Below are 20,310 nucleotides of genomic sequence, written 5' to 3' on the forward strand. Positions count from 1 at the left end.
CTCAGATACATTTAAAATAGTCAAAGGGTTCAAGGCAGTCTTGGCAGCGCCATTGCGCCTTGCAGGGGGTCGAGCCGAACTGGCTGATCCGTTCCACCGCTTGGCTCTTGCAGTGCGGGCAATGCTGCGGGCCACCTGCGGGGCGCGGCGGCGCGATGCCATAGGCTTCCAGCTTGGCGCGGCCCGTGTCCGTCATCCACTCGGTGGTCCAAGGTGGGGAAAGTTGGCGCTTCAGGTCCAGCTTCTCAATGCCGTGGTCGCGCAGCGCCATCTCGATATCAAGGTTGATGATGCTGGTGGCGGGACAGCCGGAATAGGTCGGCGTGATGGTCACGACGAGCGTCTCATCCTGCCAAGCGACATCGCGGATGATGCCCAGATCGGTGAGCGAAATCGCCGGAATTTCCGGGTCCGGGATCGCCGAGAGCCATGCCCAAACCGTCTCTAACGTGGGCTTTTCGGCCAACGCGGCACCGCGCCGGGCGGTATCGCGCACAACCCCCGGCACCGGCGCGGGGGCGGGCCGGCTGTGGGGGGCAGGTTTCACCATGTGGCGTCCGGGTAGGCGCGTTGCAGCCACTGCATCTGGGTCAGCATATGGCCCAGATGTTCACTGTGCCGCGCGCCGCTTTTCCCGCCCTTATGGGCAAAATCGTCTTCGGGTTTGGTCAGGGTTGCAGCGGCCAGCGTGTCGCCGACCAGTTGGTCATAGCCCGCGCGCAGGCTGGCCGGATCAGGCGCAATGCCCGCCGCGACCATGGCCGCATCGACCTCATCGCCGATGAACATTTCGCCCACATAGGGCCAGAGCAGATCAAGCGCCGCCTGCATCCGGCGGTGGCTTTCCTCGGTCCCGTCGCCAAGGCCGATCACCGTGTCCGAGGAGCGCTCGAGGTGGTAGGTCACCTCCTTGGCGGATTTCTCGGCAATGGCGGCAATTTCTTTGTCGCTGGAATCGATCAGCGCGGTCAGTTGCGCCAGATGCCACGCGTCGAACAGGAATTGCCGCATCATGGTTTGGCCGAAGTCGCCGTTGGGCTGCTCGACCAGCAGGACATTGCGAAAATCCCAAACATCGCGGTGAAAGGCGAGCTTGTCGGCGTCACGCTCCGCGCCCTCAACCTCGCCCGCGAGACTCAGCCAAAGCTGCGTCTGCCCGATCAGGTCAAGCGCCACATTCGCGAGCGCAATGTCTTCCTCCAACACCGGCGCCACGCCGCACCATTCCGAGACGCGATGCCCCAGCACCAAAGCGTTGTCGCCCATGCGGCAGAGGAATTCGAACTTGGGATCGGTGCTCACATCGCCCCCACTTCGTCGGGAATGTCGAAGAACGTCGGGTGGCGGTAGACCTTGTCATTGGCAGGCTCATAAAGCGCGCCTTTTTCCTCGGGCGAGGAGGCGGCGATGGCGCTGGCCTCGACCGCCCAGATGCTCACGCCTTCGTTGCGGCGGGTATAGACGTCGCGGGCGTTTTTAATCGCCATTTCGGCGTCTGCCGCATGCAGGCTGCCGACGTGGCGGTGGCTCAGCCCGTGCTGGCCGCGGATAAAGATTTCCCACAGCGGCCATTCGGTGCTGCGCGCCTTGCCATGCGGGGCTGCTTCGGTGCCGTCGTATTCACTGGATTCAGGGCTGCTCATGTCGCTTACTCCGCTGCCATTTTTCTGCTGCGCTTTTTCTCGGCGTGGGCCAAAAGCCCCTCGCGCACCCAACGGCCTTCGTCCCAAGCCTTGTTGCGCGCCGCCAGCCGTTCGGTGTTGCAGGGGCCATTGCCCTTGAGCACCTGAAAGAACTCTTCCCAATCCGGCTCGGCAAAGTCGTAATGGCCGGTCTCTTCGTTGAACTTCAGCGTCTCGTCGGGGATCGTCAGGCCGAGGTATTCCGCCTGCGGCACCGTCTCGTCGACGAACTTCTGGCGCAGCTCGTCATTGGTGTTCATCTTGATCTTCCACGCCATCGACTGCGCGGAATGGACCGAGTCCTTGTCCGAGGGGCCGAACATCATCAGCGCCGGGAACCAGAAGCGGTTGAGCGCATCCTGCGCCATTTTGCGCTGTGCTGCCGTGCCATTGGCCATCTTCATCATGATGTCGAAGCCTTGGCGCTGGTGGAAGCTCTCTTCCTTGCAGATCCGCACCATGGCGCGGGCGTAGGGACCATAAGAGGTCCGTTGCAGCGGCACTTGGTTCATGATCGCGGCGCCGTCGACCAGCCAGCCGACCGCACCCATATCGGCCCATGTTAGGGTCGGATAGTTGAAGATGGAGGAGTACTTCATCTTGCCCGACAGCAGGTCGCGGGTCATCTGGTCGCGGGTCACGCCGAGCGTTTCCGCTGCGCAATAGAGGTAGAGGCCATGACCCGCCTCATCCTGCACTTTGGCAAGCAGGATCGCCTTGCGCTCCAATGTCGGGGCGCGGGTGATCCAGTTGCCCTCGGGCAGTTGGCCTACGATTTCGGAGTGGGCATGCTGTCCGATCTGGCGGATCAGGTTTTTGCGATAGCCGTCGGGCATCCAGTCCTTGGGCTCGATCTTGCCGCCCGCATCAATGCGTTCCTGAAAGGCGCGCTCTTCGGGGTCCATCTCGTCAAGGGATTTGATGCCCTTGCCGGTGGATTTGATCATCTGTGCATACATCGGTCTGTTCCTTTCTCGGAAAGAAGTCTCAGCCTGCGTTTTCGAGGATCAGTGCAACGCCCTGACCCACGCCCACACACATCGTACATAGTGCGTATTTGCCGCCTGTCCGCTTAAGTTGCAGCGCCGCCGTCATCACCAGACGTGCGCCGGACATGCCCAAGGGGTGGCCGATGGCGATGGCGCCGCCGTTGGCGTTCACATGCGGCGCGTCATCTGGCACGCCCAAGGCGCGCAGGGTGGCGAGGCCTTGGGAGGCGAAAGCCTCGTTCAGTTCGATCACGTCCATCTGCTCGATGGTGAGGCCCGCACGGTTCAGCACCTTGCGCACCGCCGGGATCGGGCCGATGCCCATGACGCGCGGCTCGACACCTGCGGCAGACATGGCAACAACGCGGGCGATGGGGGTGAGGCCGTGGTCTTTCACGCCGGCCTCCGAGGCCAGCAGCATCGCCGCGGCACCGTCGTTGACGCCCGAGGCATTGCCTGCGGTGACGGTCAGGTCGGCACCGTTGATGCCGCGCAGCTTGCCGAGTTTTTCCAGTGTGGAGCCGGGGCGGGGGTGTTCATCGCTGTCGACCACGATGTCCTCACCCTTGCGCTGCGGGATGGTGACCGGGGCGATTTCCTCGGCAAAGAGACCCTTTTCGGCGGCGGCGGCATAGCGTTCTTGGCTGCGCGCGGCGAAAGCGTCTTGGTCTTCGCGCGAGACGTCATGGTCGGCGGCGACGTTGTCGGCAGTTTCGGGCATCGAGTCGACGCCGAACTGCGCTTTCATCTTGGGGTTCACAAAGCGCCAGCCGATGGTGGTGTCATAGACGGCATTGTTGCGCGAAAAGGCGGTTTCGGCCTTGGGCATCACGAAAGGTGCGCGCGACATACTCTCGATCCCGCCGGCGATGGCCAGATCCATGTCTCCGGCGCGGATCGCACGGGCGGCGGCGCCGACGGCGTCCATGCCGCTGGCGCAGAGCCGGTTGATCGTAGCGCCCGGCACATCGACTGGCAGACCGGCCAGCAGCGCGGCCATGCGCGCCACGTTGCGGTTGTCTTCGCCCGCTTGGTTGGCGCAGCCCATGAGGACATCATCGACACGCGACCAGTCCACGGACGGGTTCCGCTCCATCAGGGCCTTCAGCGGCACTGCCGCCAGATCATCGGCGCGAACCGATGAGAGGGCGCCGCCGTAACGGCCAATGGGGGTGCGCTGCGCGTCGCAGATGAATGCCTGCATGGGGTACTCCTGTTGTTGCCGCGCAATTTAACCTTTTGCGCGATTCGGTTCAATTGAAATGTTACGGTTTGATGTGGGTGTGCGATATTCGGTAACGCTTTTAGTAAAGCGATGAGGGTAGCGCCCTCCCTGGGGGGCGATCTGGCCTGTCTGTAAGTCGACCGGTTCGTCCAAATAGAGAAGGTGCGTTTGTCGCAGCGTGGTAAAATCGCCCTCCGGGGGGAGGGAGGGCGATGCCCGGTGTGCCACCGGGCGGGACGTTCAGAAATCGACGCCGCGCTGTGCTTTGATGCCGGAATGGAACGGGTGTTTCACTTCGGTCATCTCGGTCACCAGATCGGCGTAGTCACACAATTCCGGCTTGGCGTCGCGCCCGGTCAGCACGGCGGTGGTGCCCTTGGCCCGTCCCTCAAGCCCGGTGATCACATCCTCAACCTTCAGATAGTCATAGCGCAGGGCGATGTTGATCTCGTCCATCACCACCAGATCATAGTCCCCGCTCGCCATCATATCGCGCGCCTTGGCAAAGGCGGCTTCGGCGGCGGCGATGTCCCGGTCGCGGTCTTGGGTGTCCCACGTGAAACCTTCGCCCATCGTGTGCCAAGTCACCTCGCCGAGCCGGTCAAAAAACTGCCGCTCGCCGGTGATCCACTTGCCCTTGATGAACTGCACTACGCCGACCTTTTGCTTCCAGCCAAGCGCCCGGATCACCACGCCAAAGGCCGAAGAGGACTTGCCCTTGCCATTGCCGGTATGGACCAGCACCAGCCCCTTTTCCGGGTCGCGCAGTTCGGACACTTTGGCGCGCTGTTCGGCCTGTTGCTGCTGCATCTTCTGCTTGTGGTCTTGCGCGTCGCTCATCTGGTTCTCCAATGTCGATAGGGTTCAAGCCTTGGGGTCGGTGACCGAGCGCGCCTTGCCGCGCTCCATCCCCAATTGCCGCTCGCGCCAGATCACCAGCGCGCCCGCGCTGATCACCAAGGCAGCGCCTGCCAGCATCATCATCGTGGGCAGTTCGGCAAAGAAGATATAGCCGAGCACAATAGCGAAGATCATCGAGGTGTAATCATAAGGGGCCAGCATTGATGCCGAGCCAAAGCGGTAGGCCGAGGTGATCAGGATCTGCGCTACCCCGCCGATCAACCCAGCGAGCACCAGAAGGCCGAATGTCTTCAAGTCAGGCATCACCCAGCCAAAGGGCAGGGTGCAAAGTGCGAGCAGGGAGGCGGTAACGGAAAAGTAAAACACAATCGCGGCGGTGTCTTCGTTCTGCACTAACTGGCGAATATGGATTTGTACGAGGCTCCGCACCATCGTTGCCATTAGGATCAGCAGCGCGCCGATTGTAGCCGTCTGCTCCATCGTCCCGATGCTGGAGAAGCGGGGCCAGAGGATGATCATCACGCCGACCAGCCCCACGGCGACAGCGGTGACCCTGATCAGGCGGATTTGCTCGCCCAGAAGCACGGCGGCAAGGATCACGGTGAAGATCGGCGTGGCGAAACCAATTGCCGTGACCTCGGGCAGGGGCAGCAGTCCTAGGCCGGTGAATGTCAGCCCCATGGCCGTCGTGCCAAACAGCCCGCGCCAGACATGGCCCATCGGGTTCTGGGTCTTCAGCCCGCTTTTCAGTTTGCCGCGTTGGGCCAGCCAGATCAGGATCACCGGGATCGCAAAGAATGAGCGGAAGAACACGGCCTCGCCCGCCGGTACATCGTCGGCGAGGGATTTGATGAGCGCGGACATGCAGGTAAACAACAGGATCGCCGTGATTTTAAGCCCGACGCCAAGGGCAGGGCGGGCGGAGAAATCATCGACTTTCATACTGTGTGTCTCATGCTTCGGGGCCGATTCGCCCTTGGTTGGTGCCGACCTGTCCGCGATGCAGCAGCAGGTGATCGAGAAGCACGCAGGCCATCATCGCCTCGCCCACCGGCACCGCGCGGATGCCGACGCAGGGGTCATGGCGGCCTTTGGTGATGATCTCAGTCTCTTCGCCCTGTTTGGTGATGGTGCGCCGCGTGGTAAGAATGCTGGAGGTCGGTTTGACGGCAAAGCGGAGCACCACGTCCTGCCCCGTACTGATCCCGCCCAAAATGCCGCCCGCGTGGTTGGAGGAGTACTCCGGCCCGTCTGGACCCATGGTAATCTCATCCGCGTTCAACTCGCCCGTCAGCATCGCCGCCGACATTCCTTCGCCAATCTCCACGCCTTTGACGGCATTGATGCTCATCATCGCGGCGGCCAGATCGGTGTCGAGCTTGCCATAGACCGGCGCGCCGATGCCCGCAGGCACGCCGCGCGCGGTGACTTCGATGATCGCACCGACGCTGCTGCCGGACTTGCGCAGCCCGTCGAGATACGCGGCCCAGTCGTTCGCCGCCTTGGCGTCGGGCACCCAAAAGGGGTTCTGATCGATCTGTTCCCAGTCGAATGCTTCGCGGTCGATCTTATGTGGACCCATCTGCACCATATAGCCGGTGATCTGCAGGTTCGGGGCCAGCGCCTTGATCGCCTCACGCGCCAGACCACCCGCCGCCACCCGCGCCGCCGTTTCGCGCGCCGAGGAACGCCCACCCCCGCGATAGTCGCGGATGCCGTATTTCTGGAAATAGGTGATGTCGGCATGGCCGGGGCGGAACTTGTCCTTGATATCCCCGTAGTCTTTGGAGCGCTGATCGGTGTTTTCGATCATCAGTTGGATCGGCGTGCCGGTGGTGACGCCCTCAAAGGTGCCCGAGAGTATCCGCACCTCATCCGCTTCACGCCGCTGCGTGGTGTATTTGTTCTGGCCCGGTTTGCGCTTGTCCAACCACTGCTGGATCATGCCCTCGTCAATCGGCACGCCGGGGGGGCAGCCATCAATCGTGGCGCCAAGGGCGGGACCGTGGCTCTCGCCCCATGTGGTGACCCGGTAAAGATGGCCAAAGCTGTTGATCGACATGGGCGGACCTCCTGTTGTCAAACCCTTAGCCGGGGCGGGGCCGTGCCTCAAGGGGATTTGCCTTGCCAATCTTGTGGGGTGCATCTACCTCTGGCCTCACCTCGGGGGGCCTTTGGGCTGAGATGTGCGTGACGCGCGGACCCGTTGAACCTGAACCGGTTAACACCGGCGGAGGGAAGGTCCGGACAAACATCCACCTTTTACCTTTCGCCGCAAAAGGAGGATGCAATGAAGTATCTTACACTTGCAGCGGGCCTGATCGGCGCCTCGGCCGCATGGGCCGAGACACCTGAACTGACGGTCTATACTTACGACAGCTTTGTCACCGACTGGGGCCCCGGCCCGGCGATTGAAAAGGGGTTTGAGGCGCAGTGCGGCTGCGATCTGAAATTTGTCGGCATGGGCGATGGCGCGGCGCTGCTGGCGCGGCTCAAGCTTGAAGGTGCACGTTCTGACGCCGACATCGTGCTGGGGCTGGACGCCAGCCTTGTCGCCGCCGCCAAGGAAACCGAGTTGTTCGCGCCGAGCGACCTGCAGGCGGATTATGATCTGCCCATCACTTGGGAAGACGACGTCTTTGTCCCTTACGACTGGGGCTATTTCGCCTTTGTGCATGGCACGGACCTTACTGCCCCCACCGATTTCAAAACACTGGCCGAGAGCGACTTGAAGATCGTGATCCAAGACCCACGGTCCTCGACCCCCGGTCTGGGACTGCTGATGTGGGTCAAAGCGGCCTATGGCGATGAGGCTACGGACATCTGGGCCGGTCTCTCGGATAACATCGTGACGGTGACCAAAGGCTGGTCCGAAGCTTACGGCCTGTTCCTCGAAGACGAAGCTGACATGGTGCTGAGCTACACCACTTCACCCGCTTATCATCTGATCGCCGAAGAGGACGACAGCAAGACAGCGGCACTGTTTGACGAAGGCCATTACATGCAGATCGAAGTGGCCGGTAAATTGGCCGGGTCGGATCAGCCCGAACTGGCGGACCAGTTCTTGCAATACCTTGTCTCCGACGCGGCGCAATCGGTGCTGCCGACCACCAATTGGATGTATCCCGCCGTCACCCCCGAAGGCGGGCTACCCGAAGGCTTCGAAGGTATGATCCAACCCGGCAAAGCGCTCTTGGTGCCGAATGCGCAAGTGCCCGCGCTGCGTGAGGAGGCCTTGAACGAATGGCTCACCGCGCTGTCGCGCTAAGCGACAGAACGGGGGTTTTTGCCGCCGCACTGGTCGCCGTCGCGATCCTTGCCGCCTTGGTCGCCGTTTTCATGGCGGCCGATGTCGCGGCGGGGCTCGGCGCGGCAGACTGGGCGGCGGTACGGTTCACGGTGACGCAGGCGATTTGGTCGGCGGGGCTGTCGGTGTTACTGGCGGTGCCGGTCGCACGTGCCTTAGCGCGGCGGCGGTTTTGGGGCCGAGGGGCGCTAATCACGCTGCTCGGTGCGCCCTTTATCCTCCCGGTGATCGTCGCGGTGCTGGGGCTGCTGACCGTCTTTGGCCGGTCGGGCGTGCTGAACCAATTTGGCGCGGCCCTGGGCCTACCGCCGGTGTCGATCTACGGGTTGCATGGGGTGGTGCTGGCGCATGTGTTCTTCAATCTGCCGCTGGCCACGCGGCTTTTGCTGCAAGGCTGGCAGAGCCTTCCGTCAGAACGGTTTCGGCTTGCCGGACAGTTGCAATTAACACCGCGTGCGCTGTTTCTGGCGCTGGAGTGGCCAATGCTGCGGCAAGTGTTGCCCGGCGTGGCGGCGCTGATTTTTGTGATTTGCCTGACGAGTTTTGCCGTGGCGCTGACCTTGGGCGGTGGGCCGCGTGCGACGACGATCGAATTGGCAATCTTTCAGGCATTTCGGTTTGATTTTGATCTGGGGCGGGCGGCGCTGCTTTCCGTGGTGCAGCTTGCACTGGCGGGCACCGCGGCGGTCGCCGCACTTTGGCTCATCCCCCCGATCAGCTTGGGCGGCGGTCTGGATCGTCCCCTGCGGCGCTGGGACGCCCGCGGCGGGGCGCAGCGGGCGCTGGACGGGGCGGTGATCTTGCTCGCGACGCTGTTCTTGGTGTTGCCCTTGGGCGCCGTGGTGCTGCGCGGTTTGACGGGGATCGGGCAGTTGCCGCCTTCGGTTTGGCAGGCCACGTTGAACAGTGTTGTGGTGGCGGGGCTCAGCGTGCTGGTTCTTGCCGTGCTGGCCCTGCCCATGGCGGGCTGGATCGCCACCCGGCGGCGCGGCGGGGTCGAGGCGATTGGCCTAATGGGCTTGGCCGCCTCGCCGCTGATGATCGGCACGGGGTGGTTTATTCTGATCAACCCGGTGCTTGACCCGGCGCGGCTGAGCTTACCGGTCACGGCGCTGGTCAATGCCATGATGGCGTTGCCTTTTGTGCTGCGGATACTGGTGCCGCGTATGCGCGAGACTTTGCAGGATTACGGGCCGCTGACAGAGACACTCGGCATGAGAGGCTGGGCGCTGTGGCGTCTGTTGATCCTGCCGCGCCTGCGTCCGCAGTTGGGTTTTGCCGCCGGATTGACCGGGGCGCTGTCGGTGGGCGACCTTGGCGTAATAGCGCTTTTCGCCGATCAGGAGCGTGCGACACTGCCGTTGCAGATGTACCGTCTGATGGGCGCTTACCGGATGGAGGCCGCAGCGGGGGCGGCGCTTTTGCTGCTGGTCTTGGCGCTGGCGGTGTTTTTCATCTGCGACAAATGGGGGCGCTGGCATGCTGACGCTTAAAGAGATGCGCATTGTGCGGGGCGATTTCAGCCTCGCTGCCGATATGACGCTCGCACAGGGGCGCACTTATGCGGTGATCGGCCCGTCTGGGTCGGGCAAGTCGACCCTGTTGGCGGCGATCTGTGGTTTCGTGCCGGTGGCCGCGGGGCGGTTGTTGCGGGATGGCGTAGACATTACCGAACAGCATCCCGGCCAGCGCGGCATGACGATGCTGTTTCAGGATAATAACCTGTTTCCACATCTCACGGTGCGCCAGAATGTCGGTCTGGGCCTGCGCCCTGACCTGCGGCTGAAGGCGGCGGATCAAGAGAAGATTGACGCAGCGCTCGCACGGGTGGGGCTAAGCGACCACGCCGCTAAACGCCCGGGTGCGTTGTCGGGCGGGCAGCAAAGCCGTGTCGCCTTGGCGCGGGTGCTCGTGCAAGCGCGGCCTTGGGTGCTGTTGGACGAGCCTTTTGCCGCCCTTGGCCCGGCCCTGCGCGTCGAGATGCTCGACTTGGTACAGGACCTCGCGCAAGAGACCGGCGCGGGGCTGATCATGGTGACCCATGCCCCTGACGACGTGCGCCGCATCGCGGATGAGGTGATCTTTGTCGAAGGCGGTCGCGCCCATGCGCCGGGGCCGGCGGCGGAGTTGCTCGACAACCCGCCCCCGGCTTTGCGCGCCTATCTCGGCTAGGCGGCGGAAATTTTTGAAATTTCCGGGCCGTTTTCTTTCAAAGAAAACGTGTCCAGCGCTTTGGTCATGCCGAGTGCGGCCTGAGCGGCCTCTCGTCCTTTGATGACAAAGTGCTCGCGGTAGATCGCGTTGTGGTGGTCGGTTTCTTGATAGTGATGCGGGGTCAGCGAGACCGACAGCACCGGCAGGTCGCAGTCCAGCCCCACGCGCATCAACCCGTCGACCACTGACTGGGCGACGAAGTCATGGCGGTAGATGCCACCGTCGACCACAAATGCCGCGCAGATCACGGCGTCATAGCGCCCGGTCTTGGCCAAGGGCTGTGCCATCAGCGGCAGTTCAAACGCGCCGGGGACGGCAAAACTGTCCACCTGCGCCGCATCAATGATTTGGGTAAAGCCGTCAAAGGCTCGGTCGACGATATCCGCATGCCAACTGGCACGGACAAAGGCAAAACGGGCGGATTTTTCATGTGTCATAGAGATCTCCTTTAGGTTCAGACACGTCCACCCAAGGCGATCACGCGCAAAGGCTGGGCCACGGCCCCGCATCTACGCGCATTCTCTTCCATCCGGACTATGACCGTCGGCTCTGGAATTGCACCAGATCTGCTGACACCTCCGAAAAGGCCGCTCGCGGGCTTGCGGGAGACCCGCTTACCGCCGGTGGGGAATTTCGCCCCGCCCTGAGAATGGCAGCAGGTTGCCAAGTTGTGCCATGCTCTGCAATACCGAAAGAACCCTTTGAGGAACGGCCATGCATCCCAATCCGATCTACCGCGGCGAAGACCGCGCCCGGAACCTCGCCTTTGCCCGCGAGACTGGCTTTGGCACCTTGGCGATGAATGGCGCCGAGGGGCCGCTGATGGCGCATGTGCCCTTCATCTTGGACGACACGGGCGATCTGGCGGAACTGCATCTGGTGCGCTCCAACCCCATCGCGCGGGGGCTAAAAACGCCGCAGCCGGTGCGGCTTTCCGTGGTGGGGCCCGACAGCTATGTCTCGCCCGATTGGTATGGCATCGACGACCAAGTGCCGACTTGGAACTATGTTGCGGTGCATCTGACCGGCGTGCTCGAGGCGCGCCCGGCGGAGGAACTGCCCGATCTGCTGGCGCGGCAATCGGCGGTCTATGAGGGGCGGCTGGCACCCAAGGCGCCTTGGACCATGGAGAAGATGACGCCAGAGGCGCGCGACAAGATGTTGAGGATGATTGTGCCCTGCCGACTGCGCCTTACCGGGGTCGAGGGCACGTGGAAGCTGGGGCAGAACAAGGAACCGACGGTGCGAGAGGCCGCCGCCGCCCAGATGGCGGCACATGGCTTTGGCACTGAGCCTGCGCTGATCGCGGCCCTGATGCGCGGGCTGTGATCGCCGTTGCGTTGCGCGGCGCTGCGTTGAATAGTGCCGCCAACCAAGGGAGACCCGCCAGATGAAACTCTATTACTCACCCACTTCGCCCTATGTCCGCAAAGTCATGGTGCTGCTGCATGAGACCGGCCAGTTGGACGATGTGGCGCTAGAGCCAACATCAGGCACGCCACTGGCCCCGGCCGAAGGGTTCGCCACGCAAAATCCGCTGACCAAAGTGCCCGCATTGGAGCGCGAGGACGGCTGCACCCTCTACGACAGCCGGGTGATCTGCGCCTATCTCGATGACCGCGCGGGCGGCACGCTCTACCCCAGCGGTGCGGCGCGGTGGGACACATTGACGCTGGAGGCCACGGCGGACGGGATGCTCGATGCAGCGCTGGCGATGGTCTATGAAGGCAAGCTGCGGCCCGAAGACAAACGCATGCCGGAATGGGTCGAAGGCCAGTGGGGCAAGGTCGCGCGTGCCTGCAAAACTCTCAACGCCCGCTGGGCTGCGCATCTCGCAGGCCCATTAACTATGGGGCAAATCGCGCTGGCCTGTGCTTTGGGCTATATCGATTTTCGCCATGGTGCGCGCGATTGGCGGGCGGGCAACCCGGATCTGGCGGCCTGGTTCGACAGTTTTGATTCGCGCCCCTCAATGACCCATACGGCGCCGCCACAGGGGTGAGAATGCCACATTCGCGGTATTTTTGCCGCGCTCTGGCGGCTTGGAAACAGATTGCGCGGCTTTGACATCTGGACGGGCGCGGTCCATCCCGGTAGATAGCGGCGAGAAGTCAGGTGGCAAGAAGGCGCCACCCCTATGTCTGACGGCCAGATCGGCCAAGAATGGAGTAAACCCGTGTCCCAAGCAGAAGAACACGCAGGCACCCGGAGGGATTTCCTGTATTACGCGACAGCCGGTACAGGTGCCGTCGCGGTTGGTGCCGCCGTCTGGCCGCTGGTCAATCAGATGAACCCCTCTGCCGACGTCAAGGCGCTGTCGTCCATCCGCGTGGATGTCTCGGGCGTTGAAGTCGGGACGCAGCTCACGGTGAAGTGGCTGGGCAAGCCCGTCTTCATCCGTCGCCGCACCGAAGCCGAGATCGAAGAGGCCAAATCCGTTGATGTCTCGAGCCTGCCCGATCCGATCGCGCAGAACGAGAACCTGACCGGCGATGTGCCAGCTACCGACGAGAACCGCGCGTTGGATGAAAGCGGCGAATGGCTGGTTCAGATGGGCGTTTGTACGCACCTTGGCTGTGTGCCTCTGGGCGATGCTGGTGACTTTGGCGGCTGGTTCTGCCCCTGCCACGGGTCGCATTACGACACCTCGGGCCGCATCCGCAAAGGGCCGGCGCCACGTAACTTGCCGGTGCCTGTCGCCGAATTCGTGGATGAGTCCACGATTAAACTGGGTTAAGGGAGCGGAAAAGAATGTCTGGAATTCCTCACGACCATTACGAGCCGAATTCGAACGGTGAAAAGTGGCTCCACCGCCGCCTTCCCATCGTTGGCTTGCTCTACGACACATTGATGATCCCCACGCCCAAGAACCTCAACTGGATGTGGATCTGGGGCATCGTGCTGACGTTCTGCCTCGCGTTGCAGATCATCACCGGTATCGTTCTGGTGATGCACTATACACCGCATGTCGACATGGCTTTTGCGTCGGTTGAGCACATCATGCGCAACGTGAACGGCGGCTATATGATCCGCTACCTGCATATGAACGGCGCCTCGCTGTTCTTTATCGCGGTTTATGCGCATATTTTCCGGGGTCTCTACTACGGGTCGTACAAAGCCCCGCGTGAGATCACATGGATCATCGGCATGCTGATCTACCTGCTGATGATGGCGACTGGTTTCATGGGCTACGTTCTGCCCTGGGGTCAGATGTCCTTCTGGGGTGCGACCGTGATCACCGGGCTGTTTGGCGCGATCCCCTTCATCGGTGAGGGTCTGCAGACCTTCCTGCTGGGCGGGCCTGCGGTGGACAATGCCACGCTGAACCGCTTCTTCTCGCTGCACTACCTGCTGCCTTTCGTGATTGCGGGCCTTGTGATCCTGCACATCTGGGCCTTCCACACCACAGGCAACAACAACCCCACCGGGGTCGAAGTGCGCCGCACCACGAAGGAAGACGCTAAGAAAGACACGCTGCCCTTCTGGCCCTACTTCGTGATCAAGGATCTGTTCGCGCTGGCGGTCATTCTGACGGTGTTCTTTGCCGTGGTCGGCTTCATGCCGAACTACCTTGGCCACCCGGACAACTACATCGAAGCCAACGCTCTGGCGACGCCTGCACACATCGTGCCGGAATGGTACTTCCTGCCCTTCTACGCGATCCTGCGGGCCTTCACGTCTGAGGTTTGGGTTGTGCAAATCGCGTCCTTCGTGACCGGTGGCATCATCGACGCCAAGTTCTTTGGTGTGCTGGCGATGTTTGGTGCGATTGCTGTCATGGCGCTGGTACCTTGGCTGGACACCTCCTCCGTACGCTCGGGCCGGTACCGTCCGATGTTTAAATGGTGGTTCGCCCTGCTGGTGATCGACTTCTTTGCCCTGATGTGGCTTGGCGCCATGCCAGCGGAAGAGCCCTATGCGACCTTCTCGCTGATCGCTGCCGCTTACTGGTTCGCCTACTTCTTGGTGATCCTGCCGCTCTTGGGTGTGATCGAGAAGCCGCTGGCACAGCCAGAGACCATCGAAGCCGACTTTGACGCGCATTACGCGCCCAAGGCTGGCGGCACCAAGACGCTTGTGAACCCGGCGAAATAAGGATCATGACAATGATGAAGACCAACCTCCTTTCTGCCGTGGTCACTCTGGGCCTCGCCCTGCCGGTAACGGCAGTGCTGGCGCAGGACACAGCGACAGAAGAAGAACTGCTGACAACTCCGGCGGAAACGCCGGAGGCCGAGGCCGAGACTGCGCCTGCTGAAGAGCCCGCCGTAGAAGCAGCGCCAGCGGAAGCTGAGGCTGAAGCGGCTTCCGATGAAGAAGCGGCCGAGGCGCCTGTTGCTGAGGACGAGGCACCTGCCGAAGAAGTGACCACCGAAGACGCGCCCGCTGAGGACGCAACTGAAGAGGCCACGGCTGAGGAACCTGCTGCTGAGGAAGACGCTGCTGAAGAAAACGCAGCTGATGACGGCCAGAGCACTGCCGAAGAGAATGCCGAAGCCGAGGCGATCGTCGAAGGCGACGCTGAGGGTCAGGCCAGCACCGACGAGCCCGAAGTCGGCGTTATGGAAGAAGAAGACCACGGCGCGGCGGAAGACGACCATGCTGCCGGTGATGAGGGTGATGATTCTCACGCGGCACCGCATATCGAGAACATCGACTTTTCCTTCGATGGTCCCTTTGGCGCCTATGACGTGAACCAGCTTCAGCGCGGTCTGCAAATCTACACCGAAGTTTGCGCGGCTTGCCATGGTCTGGAATATGTTGCCCTGCGCACGCTGAGCGACGAAACCGGCCCGAACATGCCCGAAGAACAGGTGATCGAATACGCCAAGGGTTATGACGTCTATGACGCGGAACTGGACGACACCCGTCCCGCCACGCCAGTCGATCACTTCCCCGGTTCCAACCTTGAAAACGCGCCTGACCTGTCGTTGATGGCCAAAAAACGCGCCGCGTTCCACGGCCCTTACGGTCTGGGGATCAACCAGTTCGTAAAAGGGATCGGCGGACCGGAATATATCACCGCGCTGCTGACCGGCTACACGGGCGAGGAAAAGGAACAGGCGGGTACGGTGCTTTATGAAAACACCGTCTTCCCCGGTGGCTGGATCGCGATGGGCCCACCGTTGTCGGATGAGTTGGTTGAGTTTGCTGACGGTCACGAAAACGACGTCCAGAGCATGGCCGAGGATGTCTCTGCCTTCCTGATGTGGACCGCCGAGCCCAAGCTGGGCGCGCGCAAGCAAGCTGGTTTCACCGGTGTTGTGCTGCTGGGTCTGCTGTCGGTGCTGCTCTATCTGACCAACAAGAAGCTCTGGGCGCCGGTTAAGAACCGTCGCAAGGGCGATTGATCAGACCATAAGGTTTGACTGAGATAGAAAGAGGCGTCAGGAAACCGGCGCCTCTTTTGCTTTTCAGCTGATTAGACAGGGCAACCCACAAGAACCGCCCCGCCCGGTGGCACACCGGGCATCGCCCTCCCTCCCCCCGGAGGGCGATTTTGCACCGTTTCACAAGACGGATCGGCCAGCGTTTCTTGCGCCGGCAAGGCCGACGTCACGCTTTCGGATCGCCCCCCCAGGGAGGGCGATACCCTTCGCGCTTCATGTGTCAGGGGGGTATCAGGCGGTGAGCTGCTCGCCCGCGATGCCGGTGATCTCGGCGCTCACGATCTGCCCCTCGACCTGAGGCGCGGCAAATGTCACTTCCGTAAACTGCGCCGTGCGCCCCATATGCGGGTTCTCCATCAACACCTGATGGGTCCGGCCGACCTGCTGCTGCAAGTGGCGCTGTACCTGCTCCACCCCGGCCGCACGCAGCCGCGCTGCACGTTCCTTGATCGCAGCACCATTCACCGCAGGCATCCGCGCCGCGGGCGTGCCGGGGCGGGCGGAGTAGGGGAAGACATGTAGCCATGTCAGGTCGCATTCCTCGACCAGCTTCATGGAGTTTTCAAACATCGCCTCGGTCTCGGTCGGGAAACCGGCGATGATGTCCGCGCCAAAGGTCATGTCGGGGCGCAGAGCGCGGGCCTCTTGCGCAAAGCGGATCGCATCGTCGCGCAGGTGGCGGCGTTTCATGCGTTTGAGGATCATGTCGTCGCCGTGCTGGAGCGAGAGATGCAGATGGGGCATCAAGCGCGGCTCGGTGGCGATGGCCTGCATCAGGTTCTCGTCCACCTCGATTGAATCGATCGAAGAAATCCGCAGACGTGGCAGGTCCGGCACCAGCCGCAGGATGCGCATCACCAGATCGCCCAGCTTCGGCGTCGCGGGCAGGTCCGCGCCCCATGAGGTCAGGTCGACCCCGGTGAGCACCACTTCGTTAAAGCCTTTGTCGACCAGCCGCTTGATCTGGTCCACCACCACACCCGCAGGTACAGACCGCGAATTCCCCCGGCCGTAGGGAATGATGCAAAAGGTACAGCGGTGGTCGCAGCCGTTTTGCACCTGCACATAGGCGCGGCTGCGGGTGCCGAAGCCGTCGATCAGGTGGCCCGCGGTTTCCGTCACCGACATGATGTCGTCGACCTGCACGGTCTCGGTCTCGCCAATGAAATCAGCCGCCATGCCCTGCCATGTGGCGCCCTGCATCTTCTCGGTGTTGCCGATCACGGCATCGACCTCGGGCATGGCGTTGAAGGTCTCTGGCTCGGTTTGCGCCGCGCAGCCGGTGACGATCAGCCGTGCTTCTGGATGGGCTTTGCGTAGCTTGCGAATGTCTTGGCGGGCTTTGCGGACGGCCTCAGCGGTGACGGCGCAGGTATTCACGACCACGGCGTTTTCCAGACCCGCCTGTTCGGCCAGTTCCTTCATGGCTTCGGTCTCATAGGCATTGAGGCGGCAGCCCATGGTGCTGAAAATCGGGGCGCTCATGTCAGGCTCTCCAGAAACTCGGGGGTGAAGACACCGCTGAACACATGCATCGTCGGCCCGGTCATCCAGACGCCGTCCTCGCGCCAGTCGATGTGTAGGGTGCCGCCGTCGAGGTCGATACGCACGGCGCGGCCTGTGAGGCCCCGACGCGCAGCGGCGACGGCAGTCGCGCAGGACGATGAGCCAGAGGCCAGCGTCACACCCACACCGCGCTCCCAGACACGCATGCGGATGTGGTCTGGCCCGACGATCTGCGCGACTTGCACATTGGTCCGCTCAGGGTAGAGCGGGTCATGCTCGGCGCGGGGGCCGAGGTCGCTCAGGTCAACGGCTTCGGCATCTGCGACAAAGAAGGTGCAATGCGGGTTGCCCATGCCGGTGGCCACTGGGTCACCTTCGATGGGCAGATGCAGCGTGTCCATTTCGCGCGCCAGCGGCACCTCGTCCCAAGCAAGCTGCGGATGGCCCATGTTGACCGAGGTCAGCCCCTCGCCTGCGTCCCTGGCCGCCAGATCGCCGCGCGCGGTGGTCAGGTGCAACGAATCGCGGCCTGTCTCGTCCATCAGGAATCGCGCGATGCAGCGTGTGGCGTTGCCGCAGGCGGCAGAGAGCGTGCCATCGGAATTGTAGAAGGTCAGATGCGCATCGCCAGTGCCTTGGGTGATCACCGCAAGCTGATCAAAACCCACACCAAATTGCCGATGCCCGATGGCCTGCGCTATGGCGGGCGTCACGTCTATTGCCTCGGCACGTGCATCTAACACGACGAAGTCATTGCCTAGCCCATGCATCTTCATGAAGGGCAGTCCGGGGGTCTGATCGCTATACATTCGGCGCATATAACCCCGGCATGAAAACTAATCCAGCATCTCGCATTATTTTCGTGATTAAGGGCTTGACCCTGCCGCCCGTAATTTCTAGTTACCCGCCTAGTGGGCCGTTAGCTCAGTTGGTAGAGCAACTGACTTTTAATCAGTAGGTCGATGGTTCGAACCCATCACGGCTCACCACTCACCCCCCCCTAAAATGGTTGTGGATCAGGTGTTTGGTGTCGTGAAAGCGGTTCTGTCTATTCCTGCCCGCGCAGCCGCGCCGAACGCCGCCGCAGTGCTTCGAGCACAAAAAGCATCGTCGCCGAGAGCACCACCAGCAGCGTCGCCACCGCGAGAATCGTCGGGTTGATCTGCTCGCGCAGGCCCGAGAACATCTGACGTGGAATCGTGCGCTGTTCGGGACCAGCGAGGAAGAGCACCAGCACCACCTCGTCAAAAGACGTAACAAAGGCGAACAGCCCGCCCGAGATCACCCCGGGGCGAATCAGCGGAATCACCACGTCCCAGAAGACCTTGAGCGGCGAGGCACCAAGGCTCAGCCCCGCAACAAAGAGCGAGCGGTCAAAGCCACTGAGCGTGGCGGTGACGGTGATGATGACAAAGGGCACGCCGAGCGCGGCGTGGGCGATGATCAGCCCGGTGAAGGTGCCGACGAGATTGAACTGCGTGTAGAAAAAGAACATCCCCGCCGCGATGATGATCAGCGGCACGATCATCGGCGAGAGCAGCAGCGCTGTGATCAGGCGTTTGTAGGGCATGAAGGGCGAGGACAGGCCCACCGCCGCCAGCGTGCCCAGCACCGTCGCGATGCTGGCCGCTGCGATGCCCACCAAAAAGCTGTTACGGATCGCGATGCGCCATTTCTGATCGTCGACGATCTCTTGATACCAGCGCGTCGAATAGGCGTCCGGGTCGAGCGAGAGCATGCCTTGGGTAAAAGTGAAAAACGGTTCGGCGTTGAACGACAGCGGCATGATGACGAGGATCGGCATCATCAGGAAAACCAGAACCAGAGCGGCCATGACGCGCAACCCGTAGTGGCCCGCTTTGTGCCAGATCGTGTAGTAGTCGGGCAGTCGGCTCATGGTCTATCCCAGCTTGAGGTTGTCGGTGCCGACGAAACGGTCGAACAGCCAGTAGAGAACGAGGATCAGGATCAGCAGGAGCGAGCCCAAGGCCGCCGCCAGTTCCCAGTTGTTGGACACCTGCATGTGGAAGGCGATGATGTTGGAGATCATCTGCCCGTCCGTGCCGCCCACGAGCGCGGGCGTGATGTAGTAGCCCACGGAGATGATGAAGACCAAAAGCGCCCCCGCAGACAGGCCCGGCAAGCTCATCGGCAGGTAGATTTTATACCACGCGCCAATCGGGTTGCTGCCCATCGAAATCGCGGCGCGCATGAAGCTCGCGTCGATCCCGCGCATCACGGCGTAGAGCGGCAGCACCATGAAGGGCAGCAGGATGTGGGTCATCGCAAGGATGGTGGAGAACTCGTTATAGAGCAGCTCAATGGGCTGGTTGATCAGCCCGGCCCAGAGCAGGGTGGAGTTCACCACGCCGCCCGCTTGCAGCAGCGCGATCCAGGCGGTGGTGCGCACCAGCAGTGAGGTCCAGAAGGGCAGCAGCACAAAGACCATCAGGAAGTTCGCCGTCGCCGGAGAGGCTTGGGACATGTAGAAGGCCAGCGGATAGCCCAGCAGCATGGTCAGCCCGGTGATGATCAACGCCATCTTCAGCGTCTTGGTGTAGAGCTGTTTGTAGATCTGCGTGTCGCGCATGATGATCTCGCCCTCGGAGTCGTACTCCAGATCGACGGCGGTGAGGTAATAGCTTGAGGTATAGACCTGCCCGGCGCTGCGGATCGCGCGCCATGTGGCGGGCTTGGCCCAACGCTCATTTTCGGCCAGCAGCATCTCGGCCCCATTAGCTGCAAGTTCCGCATCATCGGCGCGGCGCAGACCGCGGGCGGTGGATTTCACCACGCTCGACATGCCCGGCAGGGCGCGGTTGATCTCATCCGCCAGACGGCCCGAGGTGCGGTCATTGGCCATGCGCTTCATGTCCACGGCAAAGCGGGTGATGGTGGCCTCATCCGGCAGACCTTCGCCGGACCAGTCTTCGAGCATCTCCAGCGTTTCGGGCACCAGTTCGGCGACAGTGGGGTTATAGACACTGCGGAACAGCATCGTGGTGATCGGGGCCACAAAGGCGAAAAGGATAAAGACCAGCAGCGGCACCACAAACAGAAACGCCTGCCTGCGGCGGCGGCGCAACTGGCGACGGGCGTTGGCGGCGTCTTGGGTGTTCAGGCTGGGCACACTGGG

Annotated in this window: 21 protein-coding genes, 1 tRNA gene and 2 riboswitches; of the genes, 9 read left to right on the forward strand and 13 right to left on the reverse strand. The window is 62.3% G+C overall.

From position 1 onward, the window contains the following. Position 1: 1 nt before the first annotated feature. The 8 genes from paaD to aroC all read right to left on the reverse strand — a co-directional run bounded on the left by paaD (position 2) and on the right by aroC (position 6,819). Positions 2-550, reverse strand: a complete 549-nt coding sequence (paaD, locus tag BLS57_RS03090) for a 1,2-phenylacetyl-CoA epoxidase subunit PaaD (protein ID WP_093739038.1) — start codon at positions 548-550, stop codon at positions 2-4. After that, positions 544-1,266: a 1,2-phenylacetyl-CoA epoxidase subunit PaaC gene (gene paaC, locus BLS57_RS03095; protein WP_341868811.1), complete on the reverse strand. Its 723-nt coding sequence runs from the start codon at positions 1,264-1,266 to the stop codon at positions 544-546. Before paaC ends, paaD begins: the two co-directional genes overlap by 7 nt. Positions 1,267-1,298: 32 nt before the next feature. Further along, positions 1,299-1,643, reverse strand: coding sequence for a 1,2-phenylacetyl-CoA epoxidase subunit PaaB (gene paaB / locus BLS57_RS03100; protein WP_093739042.1), 345 nt, complete (start codon positions 1,641-1,643; stop codon positions 1,299-1,301). A gap of 5 nt (positions 1,644-1,648) precedes the next feature. Continuing rightward, on the reverse strand, positions 1,649-2,641 hold the full coding sequence (gene paaA, locus BLS57_RS03105; RefSeq protein ID WP_093739044.1) for a 1,2-phenylacetyl-CoA epoxidase subunit PaaA: 993 nt from the start codon (positions 2,639-2,641) through the stop codon (positions 1,649-1,651). A gap of 28 nt (positions 2,642-2,669) precedes the next feature. Next, positions 2,670-3,875: a 3-oxoadipyl-CoA thiolase gene (gene pcaF, locus BLS57_RS03110; RefSeq protein ID WP_093739046.1), complete on the reverse strand. Its 1,206-nt coding sequence runs from the start codon at positions 3,873-3,875 to the stop codon at positions 2,670-2,672. Between the two features lie 261 nt (positions 3,876-4,136). Continuing rightward, positions 4,137-4,736, reverse strand: coding sequence for a cob(I)yrinic acid a,c-diamide adenosyltransferase (gene cobO / locus BLS57_RS03115; protein ID WP_093739048.1), 600 nt, complete (start codon positions 4,734-4,736; stop codon positions 4,137-4,139). A gap of 24 nt (positions 4,737-4,760) precedes the next feature. Further along, the gene (locus BLS57_RS03120) at positions 4,761-5,699 is read right to left on the reverse strand and encodes a DMT family transporter (protein ID WP_093739050.1); all 939 of its coding nucleotides are present in this window, start codon (positions 5,697-5,699) and stop codon (positions 4,761-4,763) included. Positions 5,700-5,709: 10 nt separating this feature from the next. Continuing rightward, positions 5,710-6,819 carry a chorismate synthase gene (gene aroC, locus BLS57_RS03125; protein ID WP_093739052.1) on the reverse strand — a complete coding sequence of 370 codons (1,110 nt, stop codon included), beginning with the start codon at positions 6,817-6,819 and terminating at the stop codon, positions 5,710-5,712. Between the two features lie 92 nt (positions 6,820-6,911). Further along, positions 6,912-7,013: riboswitch (TPP riboswitch) on the forward strand. 34 nt (positions 7,014-7,047) lie between these two features. On the opposite strand from aroC, the gene thiB reads away from it, so the two are divergent. Genes thiB through BLS57_RS03140 form a run of 3 tightly spaced genes read left to right on the forward strand, consistent with a single transcriptional unit; the run spans position 7,048 to position 10,236 of the window. Further along, the gene (gene thiB, locus BLS57_RS03130) at positions 7,048-8,025 is read left to right on the forward strand and encodes a thiamine ABC transporter substrate binding subunit (protein WP_093739054.1); all 978 of its coding nucleotides are present in this window, start codon (positions 7,048-7,050) and stop codon (positions 8,023-8,025) included. Then, positions 8,001-9,557: a thiamine/thiamine pyrophosphate ABC transporter permease ThiP gene (locus BLS57_RS03135; RefSeq protein WP_093739056.1), complete on the forward strand. Its 1,557-nt coding sequence runs from the start codon at positions 8,001-8,003 to the stop codon at positions 9,555-9,557. Before thiB ends, BLS57_RS03135 begins: the two co-directional genes overlap by 25 nt. Next, positions 9,544-10,236, forward strand: a complete 693-nt coding sequence (locus BLS57_RS03140; protein WP_093739170.1) for a thiamine ABC transporter ATP-binding protein — start codon at positions 9,544-9,546, stop codon at positions 10,234-10,236. Before BLS57_RS03135 ends, BLS57_RS03140 begins: the two co-directional genes overlap by 14 nt. On the opposite strand, the gene BLS57_RS03145 is transcribed toward BLS57_RS03140, so the two are convergent. Continuing rightward, positions 10,233-10,715 carry a 6,7-dimethyl-8-ribityllumazine synthase gene (locus tag BLS57_RS03145; protein ID WP_093739058.1) on the reverse strand — a complete coding sequence of 161 codons (483 nt, stop codon included), beginning with the start codon at positions 10,713-10,715 and terminating at the stop codon, positions 10,233-10,235. The genes BLS57_RS03140 and BLS57_RS03145 overlap by 4 nt on opposite strands. 76 nt (positions 10,716-10,791) lie before the next feature. After that, positions 10,792-10,933, reverse strand: a riboswitch (FMN riboswitch). Between the two features lie 59 nt (positions 10,934-10,992). On the opposite strand from BLS57_RS03145, the gene BLS57_RS03150 reads away from it, so the two are divergent. The 5 genes from BLS57_RS03150 (at position 10,993) to BLS57_RS19900 (ending at position 15,629) form a co-directional block, all read left to right on the forward strand. Beyond that, a complete protein-coding gene (locus tag BLS57_RS03150) occupies positions 10,993-11,607 on the forward strand; it encodes an FMN-binding negative transcriptional regulator (protein WP_093739060.1) in 615 nt (204 codons plus the stop codon). Between the two features lie 61 nt (positions 11,608-11,668). Next, positions 11,669-12,280 carry a glutathione S-transferase gene (locus BLS57_RS03155; RefSeq protein WP_093739062.1) on the forward strand — a complete coding sequence of 204 codons (612 nt, stop codon included), beginning with the start codon at positions 11,669-11,671 and terminating at the stop codon, positions 12,278-12,280. Positions 12,281-12,454: 174 nt separating this feature from the next. Next, positions 12,455-13,015: a ubiquinol-cytochrome c reductase iron-sulfur subunit gene (gene petA / locus BLS57_RS03160; RefSeq protein ID WP_093739172.1), complete on the forward strand. Its 561-nt coding sequence runs from the start codon at positions 12,455-12,457 to the stop codon at positions 13,013-13,015. 14 nt (positions 13,016-13,029) lie between these two features. Next, positions 13,030-14,373: a cytochrome b gene (gene petB, locus BLS57_RS03165; protein ID WP_093739065.1), complete on the forward strand. Its 1,344-nt coding sequence runs from the start codon at positions 13,030-13,032 to the stop codon at positions 14,371-14,373. 467 nt (positions 14,374-14,840) lie between these two features. After that, the gene (locus BLS57_RS19900) at positions 14,841-15,629 is read left to right on the forward strand and encodes a cytochrome c1 (protein ID WP_425274326.1); all 789 of its coding nucleotides are present in this window, start codon (positions 14,841-14,843) and stop codon (positions 15,627-15,629) included. A 270-nt stretch (positions 15,630-15,899) separates the two neighbouring features. Here the strand turns inward: BLS57_RS19900 and mtaB are convergent, their stop codons facing one another. Next, a complete protein-coding gene (gene mtaB / locus BLS57_RS03175; RefSeq protein WP_093739069.1) occupies positions 15,900-17,153 on the reverse strand; it encodes a tRNA (N(6)-L-threonylcarbamoyladenosine(37)-C(2))-methylthiotransferase MtaB in 1,254 nt (417 codons plus the stop codon). Then, positions 17,150-17,983, reverse strand: coding sequence for a diaminopimelate epimerase (gene dapF, locus BLS57_RS03180; RefSeq protein WP_093739071.1), 834 nt, complete (start codon positions 17,981-17,983; stop codon positions 17,150-17,152). The genes mtaB and dapF overlap by 4 nt, the downstream gene beginning before the upstream one ends. Positions 17,984-18,087: 104 nt before the next feature. Here dapF and BLS57_RS03185 point away from each other — a divergent pair. After that, positions 18,088-18,163 (forward strand) — tRNA-Lys (locus BLS57_RS03185). A gap of 59 nt (positions 18,164-18,222) precedes the next feature. Here BLS57_RS03185 and BLS57_RS03190 read toward each other — a convergent pair. Beyond that, complete coding sequence (locus BLS57_RS03190) at positions 18,223-19,071, reverse strand: ABC transporter permease (protein ID WP_093739073.1); 849 nt, start codon at positions 19,069-19,071, stop codon at positions 18,223-18,225. A gap of 3 nt (positions 19,072-19,074) precedes the next feature. Beyond that, entirely contained in the window at positions 19,075-20,304 is a 1,230-nt protein-coding gene (locus BLS57_RS03195) for an ABC transporter permease (RefSeq protein ID WP_093739075.1), read from the reverse strand. Positions 20,305-20,310 lie beyond the last annotated feature (6 nt).

The sequence above is a fragment of the Sulfitobacter delicatus genome (assembly GCF_900102535.1).
GTDB classification, from domain to species: domain Bacteria; phylum Pseudomonadota; class Alphaproteobacteria; order Rhodobacterales; family Rhodobacteraceae; genus Sulfitobacter; species Sulfitobacter delicatus.